Source organism: Nakamurella alba (assembly GCF_009707545.1).
Taxonomy (GTDB): domain Bacteria; phylum Actinomycetota; class Actinomycetes; order Mycobacteriales; family Nakamurellaceae; genus Nakamurella; species Nakamurella alba.
In genome coordinates, this window is record NZ_WLYK01000005.1 from 97,795 (window position 1) to 122,341 (window position 24,547).

At 72.5% G+C, this 24,547-nt stretch carries 16 protein-coding genes; 4 read left to right on the forward strand and 12 right to left on the reverse strand.

The window, feature by feature from the left end:
- Positions 1-66: 66 nt before the first annotated feature.
- Together GIS00_RS12630 and GIS00_RS12635 are read right to left on the reverse strand one after the other, a co-directional pair.
- Entirely contained in the window at positions 67-720 is a 654-nt protein-coding gene (locus GIS00_RS12630) for a DUF1345 domain-containing protein (protein ID WP_154768806.1), read from the reverse strand.
- A 16-nt stretch (positions 721-736) separates the two neighbouring features.
- On the reverse strand, positions 737-3,106 hold the full coding sequence (locus GIS00_RS12635; RefSeq protein ID WP_154768807.1) for a bifunctional metallophosphatase/5'-nucleotidase: 2,370 nt from the start codon (positions 3,104-3,106) through the stop codon (positions 737-739).
- Positions 3,107-3,223: 117 nt separating this feature from the next.
- On the opposite strand from GIS00_RS12635, the gene GIS00_RS12640 reads away from it, so the two are divergent.
- Together GIS00_RS12640 and GIS00_RS12645 are read left to right on the forward strand one after the other, a co-directional pair.
- Positions 3,224-5,452 carry an FUSC family protein gene (locus GIS00_RS12640; RefSeq protein ID WP_154768808.1) on the forward strand — a complete coding sequence of 743 codons (2,229 nt, stop codon included), beginning with the start codon at positions 3,224-3,226 and terminating at the stop codon, positions 5,450-5,452.
- 66 nt (positions 5,453-5,518) lie between these two features.
- A complete protein-coding gene (locus tag GIS00_RS12645) occupies positions 5,519-7,093 on the forward strand; it encodes an ATP-dependent DNA ligase (RefSeq protein ID WP_154768809.1) in 1,575 nt (524 codons plus the stop codon).
- Here the strand turns inward: GIS00_RS12645 and GIS00_RS12650 are convergent.
- From GIS00_RS12650 to GIS00_RS28955, 3 genes are read right to left on the reverse strand one after another with little or no spacing between them, the layout of a single operon-like run.
- On the reverse strand, positions 7,054-8,925 hold the full coding sequence (locus GIS00_RS12650; RefSeq protein WP_154768810.1) for a hypothetical protein: 1,872 nt from the start codon (positions 8,923-8,925) through the stop codon (positions 7,054-7,056). The two genes, GIS00_RS12645 and GIS00_RS12650, sit on opposite strands and share 40 nt — an antisense overlap.
- Positions 8,925-9,263, reverse strand: a complete 339-nt coding sequence (locus GIS00_RS12655) for a hypothetical protein (protein WP_154768811.1) — start codon at positions 9,261-9,263, stop codon at positions 8,925-8,927. The genes GIS00_RS12650 and GIS00_RS12655 overlap by 1 nt, the downstream gene beginning before the upstream one ends.
- Complete coding sequence (locus GIS00_RS28955) at positions 9,206-10,807, reverse strand: outer membrane protein assembly factor BamB family protein (protein WP_196073255.1); 1,602 nt, start codon at positions 10,805-10,807, stop codon at positions 9,206-9,208. Before GIS00_RS28955 ends, GIS00_RS12655 begins: the two co-directional genes overlap by 58 nt.
- Positions 10,808-10,934: 127 nt before the next feature.
- Between GIS00_RS28955 and zwf the strand changes: the two genes are divergently transcribed.
- Positions 10,935-12,434 (forward strand): glucose-6-phosphate dehydrogenase, encoded by a 1,500-nt coding sequence (gene zwf / locus GIS00_RS12665; protein ID WP_322097905.1) that lies wholly within the window; start codon positions 10,935-10,937, stop codon positions 12,432-12,434.
- 49 nt (positions 12,435-12,483) lie between these two features.
- The gene (locus tag GIS00_RS12670) at positions 12,484-13,641 is read left to right on the forward strand and encodes a hypothetical protein (protein WP_154768814.1); all 1,158 of its coding nucleotides are present in this window, start codon (positions 12,484-12,486) and stop codon (positions 13,639-13,641) included.
- On the opposite strand, the gene GIS00_RS12675 is transcribed toward GIS00_RS12670, so the two are convergent.
- The 7 genes from GIS00_RS12675 to GIS00_RS12705 form a co-directional block, all read right to left on the reverse strand.
- Positions 13,626-14,867: an MFS transporter gene (locus GIS00_RS12675; RefSeq protein WP_154768815.1), complete on the reverse strand. Its 1,242-nt coding sequence runs from the start codon at positions 14,865-14,867 to the stop codon at positions 13,626-13,628. The two genes, GIS00_RS12670 and GIS00_RS12675, sit on opposite strands and share 16 nt — an antisense overlap.
- Positions 14,868-14,981: 114 nt before the next feature.
- Entirely contained in the window at positions 14,982-16,787 is a 1,806-nt protein-coding gene (locus GIS00_RS12680) for a cellulase family glycosylhydrolase (protein WP_154768816.1), read from the reverse strand.
- Between the two features lie 207 nt (positions 16,788-16,994).
- The gene (locus GIS00_RS12685) at positions 16,995-19,091 is read right to left on the reverse strand and encodes a xanthine dehydrogenase family protein molybdopterin-binding subunit (protein ID WP_154768817.1); all 2,097 of its coding nucleotides are present in this window, start codon (positions 19,089-19,091) and stop codon (positions 16,995-16,997) included.
- Positions 19,088-20,074, reverse strand: a complete 987-nt coding sequence (locus tag GIS00_RS12690) for an FAD binding domain-containing protein (protein ID WP_154768818.1) — start codon at positions 20,072-20,074, stop codon at positions 19,088-19,090. The genes GIS00_RS12685 and GIS00_RS12690 overlap by 4 nt, the downstream gene beginning before the upstream one ends.
- Entirely contained in the window at positions 20,071-20,676 is a 606-nt protein-coding gene (locus GIS00_RS12695) for a (2Fe-2S)-binding protein (RefSeq protein ID WP_196073296.1), read from the reverse strand. The genes GIS00_RS12690 and GIS00_RS12695 overlap by 4 nt, the downstream gene beginning before the upstream one ends.
- A 112-nt stretch (positions 20,677-20,788) precedes the next feature.
- On the reverse strand, positions 20,789-21,364 hold the full coding sequence (locus GIS00_RS27590; protein ID WP_230313524.1) for a phosphate-starvation-inducible PsiE family protein: 576 nt from the start codon (positions 21,362-21,364) through the stop codon (positions 20,789-20,791).
- 604 nt (positions 21,365-21,968) lie between these two features.
- Complete coding sequence (locus GIS00_RS12705) at positions 21,969-24,455, reverse strand: hypothetical protein (protein ID WP_154768820.1); 2,487 nt, start codon at positions 24,453-24,455, stop codon at positions 21,969-21,971.
- Between the last annotated feature and the right edge of the window lie 92 nt (positions 24,456-24,547).

Below are 24,547 nucleotides of genomic sequence, written 5' to 3' on the forward strand. Positions count from 1 at the left end.
GCACCCCTGGGACGGAGCCGGGTCCGGCTTCTCGACATCGCCGACCAGAAACCGGCCAGAAAAGTTTCAGGACGACAGGTGCGTGGTCACCACACCGACCAGGATCGCCACGATCAGCGAGTTGAAGACGAACGCCAGGATGCCGTGCAACAGCACGTGCCGTCGCAGTCTCGAGCTCGTCACCTCGACGTCGGTCGTCGCGAAGGTCGTGCCCACCGCGCAGGCGAAGTAGGCGAAGTCGACGGCGAGCGGCTGCGGGGTGCCGGGGAAGGAGAGCCCGCCCTCCTTGGCGTAGATGCCCAGGTAGGCCAGCAGGTAGCCGGCCTGCAGCATCATCCAGGACGTCACGATCGCCAGGCCGCACTGGGCGAACGCCAGCCAGACCGGGACGCCCTGCTCCTCGATCCGCGGCAGCGCCACCGCCGCGGCGATCAGCGCGAACGCCGCCGCCACCTGCGGGATCTGCTGGGGCTTCGAGGCGACCAGCCGGTCGAACCACCGACGCCGTTCCGAGAGGCGGGCCAGGGTCCGCAGTTGGACCGACGAACGCTCGCGGAAGGTCAGCCAGACCAGCAGCAGGTACACGATCGCGCCGAGGTTCCAGGCGGCGAGCAACTTCATCGTCACGCCGCCCGGAACCTGCAGCACGGAGCCGAGCAACACCACCGGGATCATGGCGATCTGCCGGTTGGAGTCGCGGTACCACCAGTGCATCCGCATCAGCGAGGGCAGGACCTCAGTGCTTGCGCCCCACCGTCCGCCGCCGCGCCAGGACCAGCACGCCCCCGCCGGCCACGATCAGCACCACCGCGAGTACCAGTGCACCCTCGCCACCGGCCTGCGAGAGACCGGTCGCGCTCAGCGAGCTGGACATGGAGGTGGTGGTGGGCAGATCGCTGGACGCCACCGGGGTGCTGGTGGTGACAGTGGTGCCCGTGGTCGGGACGGCGGTGGTGGGCTCCGTCGTCACGGTGGTCGGCGCCGAGGTCGGGGTCGTCGGCGCGCTGGTGGTGACCACCGGGGCGGCCGCGACCTGCAGCGGGATGCGGATCACCGACCCGGCCGGGGTCACGCCGAGGACCAGGTCCCAGGCGCCGGCGGCGGTGTCGTCGGGGATGTCCGCCTCGACGACGGCCGTGCCACCGCTGACCGTGAACTCGGCCGGCAGCTCGGCCTGCACCGAAGGCCCGTCCACAGATCCGACGGCGCCACCGGACGGGACCAGGGTCGCGACGATCGCGGTGTTCGCCGGCGCACCCAGGCTGGTCATGTCCAGGCCGGAGAGCTCGACGGTCACCGTGTCACCGGCGGTCGGCGTGGTGTCGACGTCGCCGGTGGCCACCGCGTGCTTGGAGAAGTTCGGCGTCAGACCCGGGTTGTCACCGAGGTAGGCGATCCAGGCGTCCCGGTCGATCAGCCCGGAGTCCCGGAAGTCGGTGCCGTCGGTGAAGGCGAAGAAGTTGTCGCCGCCCTGCAGCAGGAAGGAGAAGGTGCCGACCCGGTAGGACGCGGTCGGATCCAGCGGCGCGCCGTTGATGCTGACGGTGCGGATGTGCTTGCCCTGGTCGTCCAGGTCGCCGACGGTCACGCCGTCGCCGTCCGGGTCCGGGTCGAAGGTGTACGACATGTTCGACGACGTGCCGAGCTGCAGGTACGGACGGGTGGGTACCTCGCCCTCGTCGTCGATCTGCCACTGCTGCTCCAGCACCTCGAGCACCTGGGCGCCGGTCAGCGAGATGGTGCCCAGGTTGTTGACGAACGGCAGCACACCGTTGGCCTCGGCGTAGGTGATCACACCGTCCGGGTCGAACAGCAGCTCCGCGCGCAGGCCACCCGGGTTGACCAGGGAGATCTCCGCGCCGCCGCGCAGGTCGCTGGACATCGAGTCGAGCAGGGCGTCCGCGACGAGGTTGCCGAGCGCGGACTCACCCGCTCTGTCGTCCCGTTCCGCCTCGGTACCGCCGTACCCGTCCGGCCCGTAGGCGCCGCCGCTGAAGGCGGTGGTGATGTCCCCGGTGATCGAGCCGACCGGCACGCTGCCGATCTCGTCCGCGTAGGCCTGGGCCGCGGCGACGATGTCCTCGACCTCGCCGATCGACGCCGGCTCCGGGTTCAGCACGATGTCGGTCTCCCGGGCCACGTAGGCCACGGTGGAGTCGAGCACGGCGAACGGCGGGGTGGTGTCGACGTCGACGGTCAGCTCGATCTGGCCGACGTTCGCGGCGTAGTTGCCGGTCTGCAGCACCGGGCGGGTCGCGCCCTGCACGCCCGGCACCGGCGCCTCCCAGGCGTAGGCCTGGTGGGTGTGGCCGTTGACGATCGCGGACACCTTCGGCGAGGTCTGCTGCACGATCTCGGCGAACACCGGGCTCACCGCCAGCTGCTCGGCCAGCGTGGAGTCCTCGTCGCCCTCGGGGGCGCCCTCGTGGAACAGCGCGATCAGCACGTCGGCCTCGCCGTTGCCCGGATCGCCGTCGGTCAGCTCGTCGGCCACCCGGTTGACCGCCTCGACCGGATCGCCGAAGGTCAGGCCGGTGATGCCGCCGGGCGAGACCAGTTGCGGGGTCTCCTCGGTGACGACACCGATGACGCCGACGTCGATCCCGTTGACCGGGTAGATGCCGTAGGGCTGCAGCGCCGGGTCACCGGTCGCGGTGTCGTAGACGTTCGCGCCCAGGTAGTCCCACTGGGCGTTGTTCCCGCCGTCGATGACGCGGTCACGCAGGTCGGCGAAGCCCTGGTCGAACTCGTGGTTGCCGACCGCGGACGCGACCAGGCCCAGGGAGTTGAAGACGTCGATGGTCGGCTGGTCCTGCTGGATCGCCGAGGTGAACTCGGAGGCTCCGATGAAGTCACCGGCACCCAGCAGCAGCGTGTTGTCCACGCCGGCGTTGGCGGTCGCCGACTCGGCGCGCAGCTTCTCGATGGTCTTGGCGAAGTCGACGGTGTCGTCGTTGATCCGCCCGTGGAAGTCGTTGACGGTGAGGATGTTCAGCGTCACCGGCGTGAGCGCCAGCGCCGACGGCACCGCTCCCACCAGGGCCGGTGTGACGACGAGGACGGCGGCGGCCGCCACCGCCCCGGTTCTGCGCAGTACACGTCCCATGAACGGCAACTCCCTGTTCCTCACCACGACCTCACATCCGACCTGGCGGACGCTACGTCACCCGTCCGTGGCGGGGCCAGACCTGCCATGTGAACAAAAGGCTTCACAATCTGGGTCATGGACCGGCTGAGGAACTGGTGGCGGACGCGCGATCCCGAGGGCGAGGCGCTGCGCAAGGCGGTCCGGGTGGCGATCGTCGCGCCGGCCCTGCTGGCGGTGATCCGCCTGTTCAGCGACAACACGCAGCTGATGGCGTTCGCCGTCTTCGGCAGCGTCGCGATGTTGCTGTTCACCGATCTGCCCGGCGACCGGCCGGCCCGGTTCGCGGGCTACCTCGGCCTGACGCTGGCCGGGGTGGTGCTGATCACGGTCGCCACCCTGCTCGCCACGCCGTGGTGGGTGGCCGGCCTGGGCATGGCGGTGGTCGGCTTCCTGATCACCTTCTCCGGGGTGCTCAGTGCGGCGGCCGCGGCGAGCGGCCGGGCGGCGCTGCTCGCGTTCATCCTGCCGGTGACCCTGCCCGGCGGCTGGGACGACCTGGCGCCCCGGCTGACCGGATGGCTGCTCGCCGCGGTCGTGGCGATCCCCGCGGCACTGTTCCTGCTGCCGGCCCGGCACCACGACGCCCTGCGCTCGCGGATCGCCGACGCCTGCCGGGCCATCTGCACGCTGCTGCGGTCCGCCGACGATTCCTCCCGGACCACCGCCGACGCCGCCGCGCTGGCCTCGATCCAGCGGCTGCGGGCCGAGTTCGCCCGGACCGACGCGCGGCCGGTCGGGCTGAGCACCGGCAGCCGGTTCCTGATCCGGGTGATCGATGACCTGGGCTGGCTGCGGGCAGCCATCAGTGCGGCGAACAACACGGGAGACAGCACCGCGAGCGACCATCGGCAGCACCGGCCCGGCACCCCGGTGGAGCGGGAACGGCTGCGCGAGGGGGTCCGGGCGATCCTGGCCGACGCGGCGGACACCATCGACCCGGCGCGGTCCGCGGCACTGCGGACGGAGGCGCGGCAGCGCCTGGAGCAGGCGCTGGACGACCTGGACGCACTGCGCCGGTTGCTCGGCGGTCGCACCCTGTCCGCCCTGGTCGCAGCGGATGACGCCGCAGTCGACACAGCGGACGACGCAGCTGACGGCACCGCCGATCTGATGGACGCACTGCGGATCGACCGCACGTGGCACACCGGTCTGCACGCGGCCGCGCTGGTCGGCGCGACCGTGGCGGTGGCGGCGGAGGCCGACGCCCGGTCGCCGCTGGCCAAGATCCTGGGGCGGCGGCCGCAGGCCCGGCCGGGCGCCGACCCGATGGGCATCCTGCCGACCGCGCGCAGCATCGCCGGCGGCCAGCTGGCCCGGCACTCGGTGGCCCTGCGCAACGCGCTGCGGATGGGCCTGGGGCTGGGCATCGCGATCGGCGCGGCGGAACTGCTGAGCGTCGACCACGCCTTCTGGGTCGGGCTGGGCGCCATGTCGGTGCTCCGGTCGCGCGCCCTGGCCACCACGGCGAGCGCCTGGCGCGCGTTGCTCGGCACCACCCTCGGCTTCGTCGTCGGATCGCTGGTCATCGTGCTGCTCGGCACCTCGCCGGCGGTGCTCTGGCCGGTGATCCCGGTGGCGCTGCTGGTGGCCGCGCTGGCGCCCCGGGCGATCTCGTTCACCGCCGGCCAGGCGGCCTTCACGGTGATGGTGGTGGCGCTGTTCAACCTGCTGCAGCCGGTGGGCTGGAGCGTCGGGGTGGTGCGGATCCAGGACGTCGCGCTGGGCTGCGCCTCCGGGCTGATCGCCGGCTTCCTGACCTGGCCGCGCGGTGCCGCCGGCGCGCTGGACGACGCCGTCCGCGACTCCATCCGGGCCGGCGCCGACGAGCTGGCGCTCGCGCTGCAGGGTCACGGCATCGACCACGCGACCGACCAGGCGGTGAAGGCGGCGAACACCCGCGCCGACGACGCGCTGCGCGGGCTGCTCGCCGAACGGCCGGGCGGCGTCTCCTCGATCGACCTGCTCAACGCCCGGGTGGCCGCCGGGGTGCGGCTGCGACTCGTGGCCGACGCGGTCGCGGTGCTGGCGGAGCGGGCCGGCGCCGAGGACGGAGGGCCGGCCTACGACCTGGTCGCGGCACGGACGTCCCGGATCGTCACGGCCTTCCGCGAGGTGGCCGAGGAGCACGCACCGACCCCGCGGCCGCCGGCCGACCACGACGCGCAATTGCTCGGCGCGCTGCGGCAGGCGCCGCCGGAGCAGGCGGCCGCGACGCTCTGGATCGACCTCTACCTGGACGACCTGGTCCGGCTGCTCGGGGTGCTGGGCGAGAAGCTGCGGGCGGTCCGCGAGCCCCGGGCCTGAAGAGCCCGAGCGGCTGTCGGTTCGGTGTCGGTAGCTGTGTCGGACCTTCAGGGCATCATGACCGGCATGCTCCTCGCCAGGCTTGCCGAAACCTCGGCCGGGCTCGCCGCCACCCGGTCCCGGCTGGCCAAACGCGCCCTGCTCGCTGCCTGCATCGCCGAGGCCGACGCGGACGAGATCGGTCTCGTCGTCGGCTACCTGTCCGGATCCCTACGGCAGCGCCGGACCGGGGTCGGCTGGGCCACCCTCGGCGAACTGCCGCCACCCGCCGACACCCCCGCCCTGCAGGTCGCCGACGTCGACGGGGCCTTCGAGCGGATCAGCGGGATGGCCGGTGCCGGATCCGCACAGCAACGCACCGCCGCCGTCGAGCAGCTGTTCGCCCGGGCGACGGCGGAGGAGCAGGGGTTCCTCCGCGGGCTGGTCTTCGGCGAACTCCGGCAGGGAGCGCTGGTCTCGCTGGTGCAGGACGGTCTCGCCGCCGCCTTCGACACCCCGGCCGCCGGGGTGCAACGGGCCGCGATGCTGCTCGGTTCCACCGCCGACACCGCCACCCTGCTGGCCACCTCCGGGCCGACTGCGCTCGCGCAGGTCGGCCTGCGGGTCGGGGTACCGATCGGGCCGATGCTGGCTGCGCCGGCCCCGGACGCGGCGGCCGCCGTCGCGAAGTCCGGACTACCGGCCGTCGTCGACACCAAGCTGGACGGCATCCGGGTGCAGGTGCACCGCAACGGTGACGAGATCCACCTCTACACCAGGAGTCTGGACGAGATCACCGACCGGCTGCCGGAGGTGGTCGAGGCCGTGGCCCGGTTGCCGATCACCTCGGCGGTGATCGACGGCGAGGTGGTCGGGCTGGACCACCGCACCGGCCGTCCGCTGCCGTTCCAGGTGATCTCCGCCCGCACCGCCAGTTCCGCCGACCCGGCGGCCGGCCGGGCGCGGACACCGTTGCGGCTCTTCGCCTTCGACCTGCTGCACCTCGACGGCCGGGACCTGCTGGACGAGCCGCTGCAGGTGCGCGCCGAGGTGATGGCTGCGGCGATCCCGGACACCATGACGGTGCCCCGGCGCACGGTCGGCACCGTCGAGGAACTCGTCGAGACCTTCGCCGAGGCCGTCACCGGCGGCTGGGAGGGGCTGGTCGTCAAGCGACTGTCGACCCCCTACGCCGCCGGTCGCCGGGACTCCGGCTGGATCAAGCTGAAACCGCGGCACACCTTCGATCTCGCGGTGATCGGTGCCGAATGGGGCTACGGCCGCCGGCAGGGATGGCTGTCCAACCTGCACCTGGCCGCCCGCGGTGACGACGGGTCGCTGGTGATGCTCGGGAAGACCTTCAAGGGGCTCACCGACAAGACGCTGACCTGGCAGACCGAGCAGTTCCTGGCCCGTGAGTCGCGCCGCACGTCGACCACCGTGTTCGTGGATCCGCCACTGGTCGCCGAGATCGCCTTCGACGGTGTGCAACGGTCCAGCCGGTATCCCGGCGGGGTGGCGCTGCGGTTCGCCCGGGTGCTGCGCTACCGCGAGGACAAGGGACCGGACGAGATCGACGCGCTGTCACAGATCCTGGCGCTGAGCCCGCCCGACCCGTTCGATCAGGACGAGGAGGAGGGCGCACCGGACCCGGCGGGCTGAGCAGGTGCAGGAGCGGGCCCCGGCACCGGACGCCGGCGCAGCAACCGCACCAGGAACGCCGCCATGATCGCCAGCGTCAGCGAGTCGCCGAGCGCGGCCCGGGCGGCCTCGCCGATCCCGGCGGTGCCCAGCCCGACCGCGGCCAGATCCCCGCCGAACGCCGGCCAGAGCGCCAGCGTCGCACCGAGCCCGAGATAGCCCAGCACCAACAGCGACCGGCCGAGCCCGTCGGTACCGGAGCCCTCGGCGTGACCGCCGGTGGTCAGCAGCGCCCAGACCGCGGCGAGCACCGGACCGGCGGCACCGAGGAACCCGACGGCGGTCCCGATCGCCCCGGCATCGGCGAAGTCCTGCTGCACGACCAGGCCGCTGAACAGCAGCGCGGCGGCCGCGAGCACCAGGAACCGGCGCGACGGCAACCGGTGACCGACCCACTCGATGACCACGCAGACGGTCACCACCACGACCAGCACGTCCTGCCAGACCGCGACCCCGGCCGGCGACGGCTCGCCCGAGACCTGTTGGTACACCGCGCGGATCAGGTCCAGCGCGCCGAAGATCCCGACCCAGGCGGTCAGCGCACCGGGCTGCCCCCGCCGGATCCGCAGCAGCGCCCAGCCGACCGCGCCGCCGGCGACGAGCACCCGGCACCAGAACGCCGGGCCGGTCGAGCCCAGCCAGTCCGAGACGCCGAGAGCCGCGTCCCCGAACGCGGTGGTGGCGACCGTGCCCGGCCCGGCACTCCAGGCGTCGACCTGATCGGCGAGCACCACGGCGACGGCGGCCAGCAGGGCCGGCGCGAGCACCGCCACGGTCACCACGGGGATGCCGCGGGCGCTGCCCTCCTCCGGGTCGTCGTCGTCCGCGCCGCCACCGCGGGCCACCCGAAACCACCACCAGGTCGCGAGCGCCAGCGTTGCCACCCCGATCAGCACCTGCAGCAGCAGGACCACCGGATCCTCACCGGTGCGCACCCGGACCACCCGGTACCAGCGCCAGCCGAGCAGGGCCAGCACCGCCGCGAGCAGCACCCACACCGTCCGGCCGCCGGCCGTGCGCACCGACCGGGACAGGAACCGGCTGGTGGTCACCGCGACCAGCACCAGGCCGGCGCCGCCGAGGTAGACCAGGGGCGCGAAGAACGGCAGCACCTGCGAGACCGATGCCCGCCACAGCACGCCCAGGGTCTGCCGCGCCTCGGCCGGGGTGGACAGGTCCAGCCGCAGGAAGACCGCCAGCGTCGGGGCGACGACAGCGCCGCTGACCAGCACCGCGCACACCGGCAGCAGGGCGGCGACCGTCAGGTGCACCCGGTCCGCGGCCGGCGGCGGGCCGGCCGTCGGTGCGAGCAACGGTCGGAGCACCCACGGCAGCGCCGCCGCCAGCACCGTGCACACCACCCCGGTCACCGCCAGGAACGGCTCGGAGTCGAACCGGTGCGCCGACGCCGACATGGATCCGCCGACCACCAGCACCAGCACCGAGCCGAGGACCCGGGGCACCGGCGCGGCGAACACCGACCCGGCCAGCCCGACCGTCCCGGCCAGCACCAGCAGGGCGAGGGTCACCGGCACCAGGCCGGACAGCTCGAACGTCGGCGCACCGGGCAGCCCGTCGGCGCCGAACCCGCTCGCCGACCGCTGCAGCGGGCCGAGGAACGCCAGCATGACCGTCGGGACCGCAACTCCGATCGTCCCCAGCACCACCGCGACCACCGCCGGCACCCCGCCGCCGTGCGCACGCACCACGTTCGCCCGGACCGGCCCGGTGACGAAGGTGTGCACCGCGTCCCGCGCGATCCGGCGGGCCGCGGCGCCGGGCCCGGAGGCCATCACCCGTCCTCCCCGGCGAGCCGGACCGCGCCGGCGAAGGCGCTGACCCACCAGTCCCCGCCGACGGCCACCGGCGCGCCGACGTCGTAGAAGGACGCCGCGTACGGCGCATCCGGCAGCGCCCGTTCCCCGGTCACGGCCCCGTCGGCATCCAGCCGCACCAGCACGGCCGCGGCCCCCTCGGGGGTCGCGCCGGCGCCGCGGCCGGTCGCGGGCGGCGCCACCACGGCCAGCCACCCGTCGGTCATCGGCCCTGCGGACAGCACCCGGGTGGTGTCCGCTACCGGGATCGTGCCGTCGGCGCCGAGCACCGCGGCGCGCCCCGAGAACCGTCCCACGCCAGCACCGTCCCGTCCGGACCGGGCGTCACCCGGGCCGCCCCGGACCCTCCGGGACCGGCCGGCCGCACATCGAGCAGCACCGTCACCGCGCCGTCCGCCGCGACCAACCGCCGCAGCACGGCACCGTCGGCCGCGGCCGCCACCACCAGTTCCCCACCGGACGTCGGTACCGCGGCGAGCGCGCCGTCCCAGCGCACTGCGCCGACGTCCAGGGTCGTCCCGACGACCGCGCCGAGGTCGACATGTCGCCAGCCACCGTCCTCCGCGGTCGTCCACCACCCGGTACCGGCGACGTCGGCGACAAGTCCGCGCACCGGGGATCCGAGATCCGCTGTGCCACGCGGAGTCCCGTCGACAGCGTCGAGCACCACCACCCGGCCGTCCCAGAACCCGACGGCGACCCGGTCCCCGGACACCGCCACCCGGGTCGCGTGCCCGCCGACCGCCTGCTGCCACCGCACCACACCGGAGGCGGTGTCGAACGCCCACACCCCGCCGGTCGCGTCCACCGCCACCACGGCGCCGCCGGACGTCGCGACGGGATCGACCCGCACCCCGTCCGGCAGCTGGGCGGCCCAGACCAGCACCCCGGACTCGTCCCAGGCCCGCAGTTCACCGGCCCCGGCGTCGGCGGCCACCACCCGCGGTCGGGCACCGGGCGCGACCACCAGGTTCGTCGCGAGCTGCTGCCCGAAAGCCGGCCAGGTGTCGGTGATCTCGGCCCCCGGCGGGGACCCTGGGGCCGCTGGGTTCACCACTCCCGGACGCTCACCACCGGTCGACCGGTCGAACAAGACCAGCGCGTCCCGCACCTGCTCCGGGGTGGGCACCGCGAGTGCGAGGTCGTCGACGGTCAACCGGGTGCGCCAGCCACCCGGGCACCAGCGGTCGGTGCCCCGCGAGGTCATCGGGTCACCGCCGTCCGGCGGCACCTGCTCGTGCTCCGCGGCGACGTCAAGACACCCACTGTCGGCGGCGATCACGGTGAAGGTGCTGCGCAGTGTGCCGCGCGGCTCCAGGTAGTTCCCGAGCGACGCCGCGCTCAGCACCGACTCGGAGCTCCAGGTCGACCCGAGGACCGCACCCTCCTGCAGCGTCAGCTCCGCCGGCACGAGATCGACCGGCTCGCCGTCGATCTCGTAGCGAGTGGTGTGCACCCCGGCGGCGTCGAGGTCGAGATCGGTCCGGCTGCTGCTGCTCCTACTGTCCGGGCCGGCAGCGGTCGCCGCCGCGAGCGACTCGGTGACCGAGACGAGTCCGTCCGGCGGCGCCGCGGAGTCGTGGCCGCCGGCGGCGAGGAGCGCCCGATCGGGTCGGGCGGCCGGGCCCGGGCGGCCGGCCACCACCACCGACCACACCCCGCTGAACCCGCGGGTGTCGTCCGGTAGGCCCGACCAGCGCACCGGGGCACTCGGCAGCCACCGCTGCGCGGCCGGCCCGTCGGGCTGTTCCGACCACACCGCCCAGGTGCCGGCACCCACGCCGACCAGCAGCAGGACGGCCAGCAGCGGCCCACCCACCAGCACCGTCCGCCGCCCCACCGGGGCATCCTGGCAGAGCGGACCGGCCGCCGGAACACCGATCGCGCGCCGTGCACGCCATCGGGTGGCCACGCCCCGGACACCCACGGCCATGTGCTCGTCACAGATCGGTGGCACGATTCAACCCGTGGCCGAGACCAAACCGCAGACGATCGCCTACCCCGCTCCCGGAGCCCGACCGCACCGGCGTGGCGACGAGGCGCTGGACCCGCACGTCATCGTGCTGTTCGGCGCCACCGGCGACCTCGCCCGGCGCAAGCTGATCCCCGGGCTGGCGCACCTCGAGCTGTCCGCCCTCGCCCCGGACATCCGCATCGTCGGCACCTCGCTGGAGGAGTTCACCGACGACGAGTTCCGCGAGGTCGCCAAGCAGGCGGTGGCCGACTTCGGCACGCACCCGCTGTCCGACGAACAGTGGGCCAGCTTCGCCTCGAAGTTGCACTACGTCGCGCAGGGCGCCGGACCGAAGGCGCTCGCCGAGGTGGTGTCCAAGGCGGAGGTCGAGCTCGGCGAGGACGTGCGCCGGCTGCACTACCTGTCGGTGCCGCCGAAGGCCGCCGAGGCGGTCATCACCATGCTGCGCAAGGCGAACCTGGTCGACCGCTCCCGGGTGGTCATGGAGAAGCCGTTCGGCACCGACCTGGGCAGCGCGATCAAGCTCAACGACTTCGTCCACGAGACGTTCCGCGAGTCGCAGATCTTCCGGATCGACCACTTCCTCGGCAAGGAGGCGGCGCAGAACATCCTGGCGTTCCGCTTCGCCAACGGCCTGTTCGAGCCGATCTGGAACCGCAACTTCATCGACCACATCCAGATCGACATCCCGGAGACGCTCGGCCTGGACCGGCGGGCGAACTTCTACGAGTCGACCGGCGCCTACAAGGACATGGTGGTCACCCACCTGCTCCAGGTGCTGGCGTTCGTCGCGATGGAGCCGCCGACGGCCCTGGAGCCGCGCGCCATCAGCGAGGAGAAGAACAAGGTCTTCCGCTCGATGCTGCCGATCCTGCCCGCGGACGTGGTGCGCGGGCAGTACTCCGGCTACCGCGAGGAGGAAGGTGTCGCAAGGGATTCCGACACCGAGACCTTCATCGCGCTGCGGGTCGGCATCGACAACTGGCGGTGGGCCGGGGTGCCGTTCTACCTGCGCACCGGCAAGAAGATGGCCGAGGGCCAGCGGATCATCTCGATCGCCTTCAAGGAGGCGCCGCGGACGATGTTCCCGCAGGGCTCCGGGGTCGGGTCGCAGGGCCCGGACCACCTGACGTTCGACCTGGCCGACTCGTCCAAGGTGTCGTTGTCCTTCTACGGCAAGCGCCCCGGGCCGGGCATGAAGTTGGACAAGCTGTCCATGCAGTTCTCCACCCAGGAGACCGACCGGGCCGGCGACGTGCTCGAGGCCTACGAGCGGCTGATCCTGGACGCGATGCGCGGCGACCACACCCTGTTCACCACCGCCGAGGGCATCGAGTCGCTCTGGGAGCGCTCGATCCCGCTGCTGGAGGACCCGCCGCCGGTCAAGTCGTACCCGCCGGGCACCTGGGGGCCGAACGCGATCCACCAGCTCGTCGCACCGAACGCGTGGCGGCTGCCGTTCGAGCGGGCCTGGCGCGAGAAGCGCACCTGATCGCGCCGAACGACCGTGCGCTCCCCCGGAGTGGCCTAGCCTTCCGGGTGTGAGGACCTCCATTCGCCCCCAGTCCGCGCGGCGCCCGGCGCTGCGATCGGCCGTTCCGGTCGCCCTGCTCACCGCGGCCGCGCTGCTGGTCGGCGGGTGCGCGAAGAGTGTCTCCGGGACCGCCGCGACCGAACCGGGCGCCGCCCTGCCGACCACCTCGGTGCCGTCGCCGACCACCGGGACGAGCACCACCGGGTCAACGGAGAGCACCGAATCGACCGAGACCACGGAATCGACCGAGAGCACGGAATCCACCGACACCACGGAATCCACCGAGTCGACCGAGACCACGGAGTCGACGGAGACCACCGAGACCACGGAGAGCACCGACGGCCCCTCCGCATCCGGTGAGGTCAAGTTCGGCGGCACCTTCACCTGGTCCGACGGACTGTCGGTGTCGGTCGCGGCGCCGAAGGACTACACCCCGTCGGAGACCGCCAGCGCCGACCCGGCCGAGGCCTACCTGGCCTTCTCGGTGACGGTGAAGAACGACAGCGGCGTCACCTTCGACCCGAGCTCGCTGTACTTCACCGTGCAGAGCGGTGGCGAGGAGTCCGACCAGGTCTTCGACTCCGGCGGCGGGATCCGCTTCCCGTCCACCGGCGTGCTGGACGGCCGCAGCAGCACCTTCACCATCGCGTTCGGCGTGGCCGACCCGAAGGACCTGGTGCTGGAGGTCTCCCCCGGCTACGACTACGACGAGGCGTTCTTCACCTCGCGCGGCGCCGAGGCCGCCGGCACCGGGACCGCCCCGGAGCCCACCGGGGAGCCGGCGAAGGACCAGGCCAAGTTCGGCGAGGGCTTCAGCTGGACCGACGGTCTCGAGGTGTCGGTGTCCGCGCCGAAGGAGTTCACCCCGTCCGAGTACGCCACCGTCGAGGGCGCGAAGGTCTACCTGCGGTTCACCGTGACCATCGCGAACAAGACCGGCGCGGCCTTCGACCAGTCGGTGTTCCTGGCCGACGCGATCAGCGGCTCCACCGAGGGCGACCAGATCTTCGACTCGGCGAACAAGCTCGAGGGCTCGCCCACGGGCAAGCTGCTGGACGGCAAGTCCTCGACCTTCGACATCGGGTTCGGCCTCGCCGCCAAGGACGACCTGGTGCTGCAGATCCAGCCCGGGTTTGACTACGACCCGGCCTACTTCGTCGGCTGATCCGGGCCCTGCTCCTCGGCGGCGGTGATGGTCCGTTCATTGACCACCCGCACCACCGCCAGCGTGGCGAGCAGCAACGATCCGGCCATGATCAGGAAGACCGACCGGATGCCGAACCATTGCGCCAGCAGTCCGCCGACGACGGTGCCGACCGACATCGGACCCCAGGCGAACAGCCGGTAGGCGCTGTTCAGCCGGCCGAGCAGGCGGGCCGGGGTGATCCGCTGGCGGAGCGACACGGTGATCACGTTCCAGATGACCACCCCGAAGCCGCCGAGGAACCAGCAACCGGCGATCACCCACGGGTTGGTGGTGAACCCGGGGACCGCCAGCATCAGGATCCCGAACAGCAGCGCCACCACCAGCGCCCGGCCGCGGCCGAGCAGCCGCTCCACGTGCTCGGCTACCAGCGAGCCGGCCAGACTGCCGATCGCCAGGGTGGTGAGCAGCAACCCGTACGCGGACTCGGTCAGCCGCATCGGCGAGTCCGGCCCGACCGCGTACAGCACCATCAGCGTGAACGCGGCATTGGTGGTGAAGTTGAAGGCGCCGACCATCAGCGCCAGCGCCCGCAGCACCGGGCGCGCCCAGAGGAAGCGCAGCCCTTCGGCGATGTCGGCCCGCAGTGTCGTCCGCGGGCCCTCCCGCACCACCCGGAAGGATCCCGGCACCCAGGCCAGCACCACCAGCGCCAGCAGCCAGAGACCGCCGGGGACCAGCACGGCGACGGCGGTGCCGATCGGCAGCAGCAGGCCGGCCAGCGGCGGCCCGACGAACTGGTTGGCCGTCAGCTCCACGGCGTACAGCCGGCCGTTCGCGCGAGAGAGCTGGTCGGGCGCCACCATCTGCGGCACGATCGACTGCGCCGAGGTGTCGTAGAGCGTCTCGGCCATGCCGATCGCGAAACCCGCGATGTAGAGCAGCGGCAGTGATCCGATGTCGAGGGCAAGGGTGGCCACCAGCAGGCCGAGCACCAGCACGCGCACGGTGTTGGCCACCAGCATCGCCCGGCGCCGGTCCACCCGGTCGGCGATGGCGCCGGCCTGCAGCGCGAACACCAGCCAGGGCAGGGTCATCGCGAACCCGAGACCGGCGATCAGTGCGGGCGAGCGGGTGTACTGGATCGCGACCAGCGGCAGCGCCAGCTTGACGATGCCGTCGGCGAGGTTCGACAGCCCCGAGGATCCCCAGAGACGCCAGTAGGCAGTTCCGAGTGGGGCGGGCATCGTCCGGAAGCATTCCACCTTCGCCGGGGCCGTGGGGGACGGATGTCCGGGACGTCCGGTTCTGTGCCGGATTTCCTCCGTTGGGGCGATCCGCCCGGGACGGGCTCGCCGGGATCAGACGGAGGTGTGCACGGTGAGCGGCGGCGACTCCGGCGCGGTCCCGTCCCCGTTGACCTGCACGCCGACGGTCACCGACTGCCCGGCACCCAGGGCTCCCGCCCAGTCCGCACCGGTGCAGGTGATCACCCCGATCTCCGCGGCGCAGCTCATCCCGTAGGGGTCGGCGACGCCGATCGCGTGGCCGTCCGGCCAGCTGACCGACCAGCCGGTGACCCCGACCGTCGCGGTGATCTCCAGCTGCACGGTGTAGCCGGTGCCCCAGGTCGAGGGCTGCTTCCAGCCGATCGACAGCGCGTCGTCCGGCCCCTCCGCCGCCCCGGTGGCTGCCGTTGTGGTGGCCGCGCCAGTGGTCGCAGTGGTCGCTGCCGGCGTCACCGGGGCAGGCACCTGCGGATCCGGCTCGCTGCCCAGCAACGGCGCCAGCATCTGCAGCTTGGCCGTCTCCGGGGTGATCCAGTCGTCCTGGACAAGGCCGCCGGTGTCACCGCTGTTCGGGTTGAAGGCCCAGTAGCCGAAGCTCATCCGGTTGGTGTTGAGGTACTCGACGAGGGTGGCCATCCAGACCTTGTCGGACTCGGTCTCCAGCTTGCTGCCGAACTCGCCGAGCAGCACCGGGGCGATGCCCTGCTGCTGGATGAAACCCCAGTTCCGGTCCCAGAACGGTGCCAGGTTGGCCGGGTAGGCCGGGTCGTCGAACCAGTCCCGCGGCCAGATCGTCGACGGGTAGTCGTGCGGGGAGTAGACCAGCCGACCCGGGACCGAGAGCGAGATCGGGTGAGTCGCAACATCGGACAGCCCACCGCCCCACCAGGTGGTGCTGCCGTCACCGGGCTTCTCCACCCCCTCGACCACGATCAGCAGGTCGGGATTCGCTGCCAGCACCGCATTCCCGCCGCGCACCGCGGCCGCGGCCCAGTCGCGGGCCGGGTCGCCGCAGCCCCAGCAGGCGGCGCCGTGCGGTTCGTTGTGCAGGTCGGCGCCGATCACCGTGGTGTCGTCGGCGTACCGCTCGACCACGCGCACCCAGTCGTCGATCCACTGCTGCTCGGAGACGGTGTCGGTGTACCAGAGCTCGGACTGGGTGTTCACGTCCGGACGGTGCCGGTCCAGCAGCACGGTCAGGCCGTGATCCTTCGCGGCGGCGACCACCGCGTCCAGCACCTCGATGCCGGTGCGGCCGGTCAGCTCCGGGTTGAGCCCGGGATCGAAGGACGTGGCCGGCTTGTCGAGACACTCGTTGGACCACGGGACCCGGACGGTGGTGAACCCGAACGCCGCGAGCTCGGCCATGCCCTGGTCCAGCGAGATCTGCCAGAGGCCGTGCGGGGCACAGTCGGTGATCTCCAGGCCGAACCAGTTCGCCATCCGGATCCGCACCGGGCGGTCGTTTACGTCCAGGATCGTGGAGCCCTCGGTGTGCAGCGGGCCTTCCCAGTCCAACAACTCGCCGGTGGCGGCGTCGACCCGAGGGGTGTCGTCGGACGGCTGTGCCGGGCTCGACCGGGTGACCGCCGGTGCGGCGCCGCCGCTGCGGGTGCCCGCGACCGCGGATCCGTGACCGCCGTAGCTCGTGACCTGTCCTGCCGTGTCGGCCGTGGTGGTGGCGGCGGTAGTGGCCGGGCTCGCGGTCGTACCGGTCGGCGTCGCGGCCCCCGCCGCACCCGCGTCTGGACTCTCGGTGTTCTGAGCCGATGGCAGTCTCACGATGCCGATGGTCGCAGCGGCCACCAGCACGACGATCCCGACGACGAGCCACACGATCCGGGTACGCCGGACGTTGTCCGGCACGGGTGTGGTCACGCATTCAGACTAATGCCGATCGCCTCCGCCATCATGATCGAGTTCGACGCAATGCATGCGTCTGATCACTCTCGGTGTTCGTCGCGCGAACGCTGTCGAGCCGAAGGGTGGGTGCGACCGGCGGGGGGACGTGCCCGTCCGCTCAGGATCTTCCGGGCGGTCCGTGCGGTCGGGACGCGACGGTCAGGATTCCCCCGAACGAGCGCGTCACAGAGCGGCCAGCACCTTGTCGAGCCGCACGGGCAGGTCTCGGATCCGCACGCCCACCGCGTCGTGGACGGCGGCGGTGACCGCGGCCGCGGTCCCGACGATGCCGATCTCCCCGATGCCCTTGGAGCCCATCGGGTTCAGGTGGTCGTCCTGTTCGTCGAGCCAGTGGACGTCGATGTCACCGATGTCGGCATTGGCGGCGATGTGGTAGTCCGCGAAGTTGTCGTTGACAGTGTCGCCGAACGCCGGATCCCACCGACCCTCCTCCAGCAGTGCCATCGACAGACCCATCGTCATCCCGCCGATCAACTGCGACCGGGCCAGCCGCGGGTTGACCACCCGGCCGACGGCGAACGTGCCCAGGGCCCGCGGCACCCGGACCTCACCGGTGATCGTGTTGACCCGCGCTTCGACGAACTGTGCACCGTAGGCGAACCGGGCCAGCGCGGGTTGTGCCGAGAGCTCGTCGGTGGTGTCGGCCTCCGCCGACAGACCGTCGAACGGCACGGCGCCGCCGACTGCCGTCAGCCGGTCGCACAACTGCTCGCTCGCGCGCGTCACCGCCCGACCCCAGGAGGCAGTGCCGGACGAGCCCCCGGCGCCCGACGCCTGCGGCAGGGCGCTGGACCCGACGTGCATCCGAACCCGGTCGATCGGGACCTGCAGGGCATCGGCGGCGATCTGGCGCAGCACGGTGCGCGCACCCGTGCCGATGTCGGCGGCGGCGATCTCCACGTCGAAGGTGCCATCGGCACGGGCGGTCGCCCGCGCCGAGCTCGGCTGCTGGTAGGCCGGGTAGGTGGAACCGGCGACTCCGCGGCCGACCCGCCACGGACCGGTCCCCTGCGGCCTCGGCCGGGACCAGCCGAACAGCCGCGCGCCCTCCCGGAGGCACTCGACGTAGTGCCGACTCGAGAACCGCAGCCCGCTGTCCGGGTCGGTCTCCGGCTCGTTGGCGATCCGCAGCTCGACCGGGTCCAGGCCGAGCTGCTCGGCCAGCTCGTCCATCGCCGCTTCGACCGCGAACATTCCCGGCGCCTCCCCGGGTGCGCGCAACCAGCGCGGGGTGGGCACATCGAGGCGTGACAGCCGGTGTGTGACCCGCCGGGCCGGCGCCGCATACATGTGCCGGGTGGATTCACCGGTCTGCTCGGCGAAGTCCAGCAGCCGCGAGCTCTGTTCGACCGTTTCGTGCACGATCGCGGTCAGCCGACCTGCGGCCGTGGCACCGAGGCGGACCCGTTGGATCGTCGGCGTGCGGTAGCCGACCAGATGAAAGGTCATCTCGCGGGTCAGTGTGACGGTGACCGGCCGATCGACCAGCCGGGCGGCGAGCAGGGCAAGGATCACGTTGGGCCGGGTCGTCCCCTTTGAACCGAACCCACCGCCGACGTGCTCCGAGTGCACGGTCACCGCCCCGGCTCCCAGCCCGAACGCCTGTGCCGCGGTCCGGCTCACCTCGGAGCTGTTCTGCGTCGAGTCGTACACCGTGGCCTGGTCCGCAGCGTCCCATCGGGCGGTGGTCGCGTGCGGTTCCATCGGAACGTTGTGCAGGTGCGGCGTCCGGTACTCCTGGTCGACGACCACGTCCGCCCGGGTCAGCCCGGCCTCGACATCGCCGGACTCGGTGTCGGTCGGGAAGCCCGCATTGAGCTCGTCCGGGACCACGAGATCCGGGTCATGGGCGGACAGCTGGACGTGGAACGGCTCGACGTCGTAGTCGATGCGCAGGGCCGCGGCTCCGGCCCGGGCGGCTTCCAGGGTCCGTCCGATCACCACCGCCACGGGACGACCGTGGTACTGCACCCGGTCGTCCTGCAGCACCATCAACTCGGCGTCGTCCACCTCGGTCAGCCGGTGTGCGTTGCCGTGCCACAGCACGTCGATCACCCCGGGGACGGCGGCGGCGGTCGCGGTGTCGACTTCGGTGATCCGGCCGCGGGCGACCGTCGACCCGACGATCCAGCCGTGGCAGGCCTCGTCGCGGACGAATTCCGCCGCGTACCGGGCTGCTCCGACGACCTTGTCACGGCCCTCCACCCGTTCGTACGCCGATCCCACAGCGTGCGGGCGACGCAGCTCGGCGCGTGTCATCGGGCACCCCCGGCGAGTCCGCCCAAGGTGTCGGCCACCAGCCGGACGGTCAATGGCACCTTGAACGCGTTGTCCGGCAGCGGGTCCGCAGCGGCGAACTCGGCATTCAGGGCGTCGACGACCGAGTCGGTCGTCGGCGCGGTACCCCGCAGCACCGCCTCCGCGGTCCGCGCCCGCCACGGGCGCGGTGCCACGCCGCCGAGCGCGATGCGCAGGTCCACGGCCGTGGGGCCGTCCCAGCGGACCAGGACCGCGGTCGAGACCACCGCGAACGCGTAGGACGCCCGGTCGCGCACCTTCCGGTAGGTGGACCGGGTGCCGTCCACCAGCGGCGGGAGGTGGATGCCGGTCACCACTTCCCCGGCCCGCAGCGTGGTCTCCACCTGCGGGGTGTCACCGGGCAGCAGATACAGCTCCTCCAACGACAACCGGCGCCGGCCGGCCGGGCCCTGCACGTCCACCTCGGCATCGAGCGCCGCCAGCGCCACGGCCATGTCCGAGGGGTGGGTGGCGATGCAGGAGGTCGAGGTGCCGAGCACGCCGAGCATGCGGTGCTCGCCGTTGCGGGCCGGGCAGCCCGATCCCGGGTCCCGCTTGTTGCAGGGTTTGCCGACGTCCATGAAGTACCCGCACCTGGTGCGCTGCAGCAGATTCCCGCCTGTCGTGGCCATGTTGCGCAGCTGGCCCGATGCCCCCGCCAGCAGTGCCTCTGCCAAGGCGGGGTAGTACCGACGGACCACCGGGTCGGCGGCCAGGTCGCTGTTCCGGACCATGGCGCCGACGTCCACCCCGCCGTGATCGTCCCGCACCACCCCGGTCAACGGCAGGTGCGAGACATCGACGACGATGTCGGGCTCCTCCGCTCCCAACTTCATCAGATCGACCAGATTGGTGCCGCCACCCAGCAGGCGCGCCCCCGACCGGCCGGCCAGCGCGACCGCCTGCTCCAGGTCGGTGGGACGTTCGTAGGTGAAGGTCCTCATCGGTTCGCCCCGTCCATCTGCGCCGGGACCCCCGGCGACGGCTCGGCGGGCGGGGCGGGCTCGGCGCCACCGGCCGAACGGTCCATGGCGGCCATCACCGCCGGCACGATGTGCGCGTACGCCCCGCACCGACACAGGTTTCCGCTCATCCGCTCCCGGATCTCGGCGGCCTCCCACCGGGGTTCCGCGGCGACGTCCGGGGTGACCGCGCTCGGCCGGCCCTCGGCCAGCTCGGCCAACGCACCGACCGCCGAGCAGATCTGACCGGGTGTGCAGTAGCCGCACTGGAATGCGTCGTGGTCCAGGAACGCCTGCTGCACCGGGTGCAGGCGGTCACCGTCGGCCAACCCCTCCACCGTCGTCACCTCGCTGCCGGCGGCGCTCGCCGCCAGCAACAGGCAGCTGTTCACCCGGCGGCCGTCGACCAGGACTGTGCATGCGCCGCACTGCCCGCGGTCGCACCCCTTCTTCGACCCGGTCAGATCCAGGCGCTCACGCAGGGCATCCAGCAGCGTGGTCCGCGGGTCGAGGGTCAACTCGTGCCGGGTGCCGTTGATGGTCAGCACGGTGTGCACGCCACGATCGGGACCCGGGCGGGTCATCCGCCGTGAGTCGCTGTCGGCGGGGGCGGTGCCGTGCGGGTGTGGACTCATGCCGTGGCGATCCCCGACACCCGCCGCCGGCAAACGGAAGGCTGCCCTTGCCCGGTCCGGGTCAGGCCTTGGCGGCGTCCTCCTCGTCGGCGTTGCGGCCCTCGTCGGGCTCGCGCTCCTTGCGGCGGAGCAGCCAGGCGGTGAGGCCCAGTACCAGGACCAGCGCCCCCAGGATCGCGATCTCGCGCATGGAGTCGGAGAACTCCGCCCCCTTGCCGACGTCCTCCGCCGCCTTCACCGACAGCACCACGATCTCCTTGATCGAGGCGATGATGCCGACGATCAGGAACGGTTCGGCGATGAGTTCACGGCGGGCGATGGTCGTCCGGACGGCGTAGAGCAACTCGACCACGATGAAGATGAGCAGCAGCAGATCGAGCACCGCGACCGCCGCGTTGCCGTTGGCGGCGTCGCCGGCGAACATGCTGCCGGTCTCCCGGACGGCCGCAACCAGCAGCGACACCGCCGTGACCACCAGCAGGATCGCGATGCCGATGTAGACGGCCGTCTCCGCCCACTCCAGGATCCGGTTGCCGATCCGGATGTGCGCCGGCGCCTCCGCCTCGTCGCCCTCCCCACCCTCGTTGCGCGGCCAGGTGCCACCTCTTCCGGGTCGGCGACGGTTCCGGTCGGTCATCTCCGCATCCTGCACGAGCACGCCGGTTCCCGCCGGGGTCGCGACCCACGCCCGGGTCCTGGTTCCCACGTTCCAGCTGGAACGCGTGTCGGCGATCCGTGAGGGGTCGGCCGCCCGGGCCCGTCCCGACCGGACTCGACTTCCCGGTCCCCTCAACCACACTCTCACTGTCGCTGAAAGGACCGTGAAGAGTGGCACCTTCCCTTCGGCGCCTTCCCTGGCCCGTCGGCCACATCCGCCCGGCCGCCGAACCCGCCACGACTCCGAACCTCGTCCGGGGCGCAGTTCACCCCGACCGGCCACCCACGAACCGCAAGGTCCCGACTTCCGGGTCCCTTCAGCCACACTCACTGTCGCTGAAAGGACCGTGAAGAGTGGCACCTCCCTTTCGGCGCCTTCCCTGGCCCGTCGGCCACATCCGCCCGGCCGCCGAACCCGCCACGACTCCGAACCTCGTCCGGGGCGCAGTTCACCCCGACCGGCCACCCACGAACCGCAAGGTCCCGACTTCCGGGTCCCCTCAGCCACACTCACTGTCACTGAAGGGACCGCAACGACAGGCACCGACACCCCGCCCCACGTTCCAGCTGGAACGCCCACCCCCTCAGACCGGCGGGTACGCCGGCCAATCGGCATCGAGGCGGCGGTCGGAGAGGTAGCGGACGACAGCCGGCCAGACGGGATCGCGGTAGTAGGAACCGTGCCCGAGCGGGCCGGCGGTCGGCGCGAGCATGGGATCGACGGGCACCGGGTCGAGCAGGACCACCTCCCGGCCGCAGATCCGCACCGGCGGATCCCGCCGCAGCTCGTCGGCCACCCGCGCCGCCTCGGGACCACCTGCACCAGCACCAGCACCAGCACTGCCCAGCCACCGCAGGGACGTCGGGGTCCCGCCTTGCGACCGGCCGTAGGAGAAGACCGGCCCGCCGATGGGGTCCGTCTCCCGTACCAGCGAGATCCAGCCCTCCGGCTCGGTCACCGGCCCGCCCGGCTGCAACGGCCGCAGCCCGACGAGCACCTCGCGCAGCACCCGCTCGTTGACGTATGCCGGGAACGCCCGCGAGTAGGCGAACTGCAGCTGCGACCCGAAGGTCAGCAGCGACAACCGCTTCCGGACCGCCGGCGACAACCGGGTCAGCGCGGCGACGGTCAGCAGACTGCCCTGGCTGTGTGCGGCCAGCACCAGCCGGACGTCGTCGCCGTCCGGCAGTCCTGCTCCGGTGTCCGGGTCCGCACCGAGGTGGTGGTGGATCCGCCGGCGCAGGGTGTCGATGGCCCGGGCGGTGTACGGCGGCGGCACCAGCGGGTGCGCGGCGCGCGGCCAGAAGGCGATCACGTCCCAGATGACGTTCGCGCCCCGCCGCACCCCCTGCGCCCGCAGCCCGGCCCGACCCAGGTACAGCAGGCCGAGCCCCACGCCGAGCAGCACGAGCGTGCCGAGCACCGCCATCGGGTCCGGGGTCTCCGGCGCCGGCTCGCGCGCCGTCAACCAGGAGAAGGCCGGACTGCGGATCCACCGGCTCACCGGCTCCAGCCAGCCCGCCCACCCCGGCACGACCTCGCCCCTCCACGGCGCCGCGACCGTTCCCGCCGCGCCGGCCGTGGTCAGCACGATCCCGGCCGCGGCGAACACCGCCAGCACCGCCTGCACCACGTACTTCAGCCGGGCCAGGAACCAGGCCGTGGCGAGCCCCCGGATCGACGACGCCTCGGCGGTCCGGCGGTCGTCCGGGTCCTTGGCCGTGCCGAAGAAGGCCGGCTGCTGCGCCCAGGCCACCTCGGCCCGCAGCCGACGGCCGGAGGCCAGCTTCACCGCGATCACAACCAGCCCGATGACCACCACCAGCAGCGCCGTCAGTCCCCACGCGTGCGCGGTGCGGACGAACACCGCCGGCAACTCCGGACCGCCGGCGCCGAGCCCGAGCACCCGGTTCACTCCGTAGACCAGCGCCGCGCCGAAGCCGACGCCCAGCAGCACGCCCACCGGGGCGACCACCGCCGCGCCCATCCCGGCCAGGTACCGCCGCACCGGCGCCGCGCCCGCCTCCCCCGCCGTCGCGGCGGCCAGCAGCCCGGTCGCCAGCAGCAGGACGAGCATCCCCATCAGGGCGAGGGCCATCAGCGGCAGCACCAGGTCGCGGAACCCCGGGAACACACCGGGGCCGGCGGGATCCGGCCGCTCCGGCAACGACACCCGGGCCAAGGTGATCACCGCGCCGACCGCCGCCACCACCCCGGCCACCAGCAGCAGCCAACTCAGCACACTCAGCCGCAGGTCACGGGAGCGATTGCGGTGCAACGGGTTCCCGGTCACCGCCACCAACAGGACCGCGGCGCCCAGGACGATCCAGGACCCGGTGCCGAGCGGTCCGGAGCCGGCCAGGGCGCCGCCGAGCACACCGACCACCCCGCACGAGGCCGCCGCGTGCAGCAGCTGCAGCCGGAAGGTGTCGTTGTCGCCGTAGGCGAACTCGTCGGCGGCCAACCGGCTGGTGCGGGCGAGCGGGTCGTCCACCGGAGGTCCCGATCCGGCCCCGGACGAGCGCACCCGACGCGAGCCGCCGCCGCCGAACCAGATCAGCAAAGGCACCAACGCCCCGGTCAGCACCATCGCGGCGATGATCCAGCCACGGGCACATCCCGAGGTGGTGCACACCGGGTCGGTGCCGCTGCGGATCCACTGCCAGGCCAGCTGGTCGATCCCGGCCTCGGCGACGGCCAGGGTCAGCGTGACGGTCAACAGGATCCCGAGTCCGCGCAGCGCCGCCTCGGCGACCACCCGGAGCATCCTGGACATCCCGGACCGCGCGGCCGGCAGCATGAAGTGGGCGGCATTGACCAGGCCGAACGGCACGGACAGCAGCCAGAACGCGGTCTTCCACGAGCCGGAGGTCAACTGTCCCCAGTGGTAGGCCTCGACGATCTCGCCGTCCGGCCCGCGCAGCTCCTGCCCGGCCGGATCGACGGCCCGGAAGAACCGGGTGCGCTCGTCCCCCGCGACCTGACGCACCAGTGGCGCGTCCAGCAGCTGGTCCGGCGGCGTCCCGCTGACGCCGTGGATGCGCAGTTCGATCACCTGCGGTGCGGTCATCACCAGGAGAGGATCCGCCGCAGCGCCTGATGCACGAGCTGCGCCGAACGGGTGAACTCGGGATCCGGACGTCGATGCTGTCGATTCCGGGC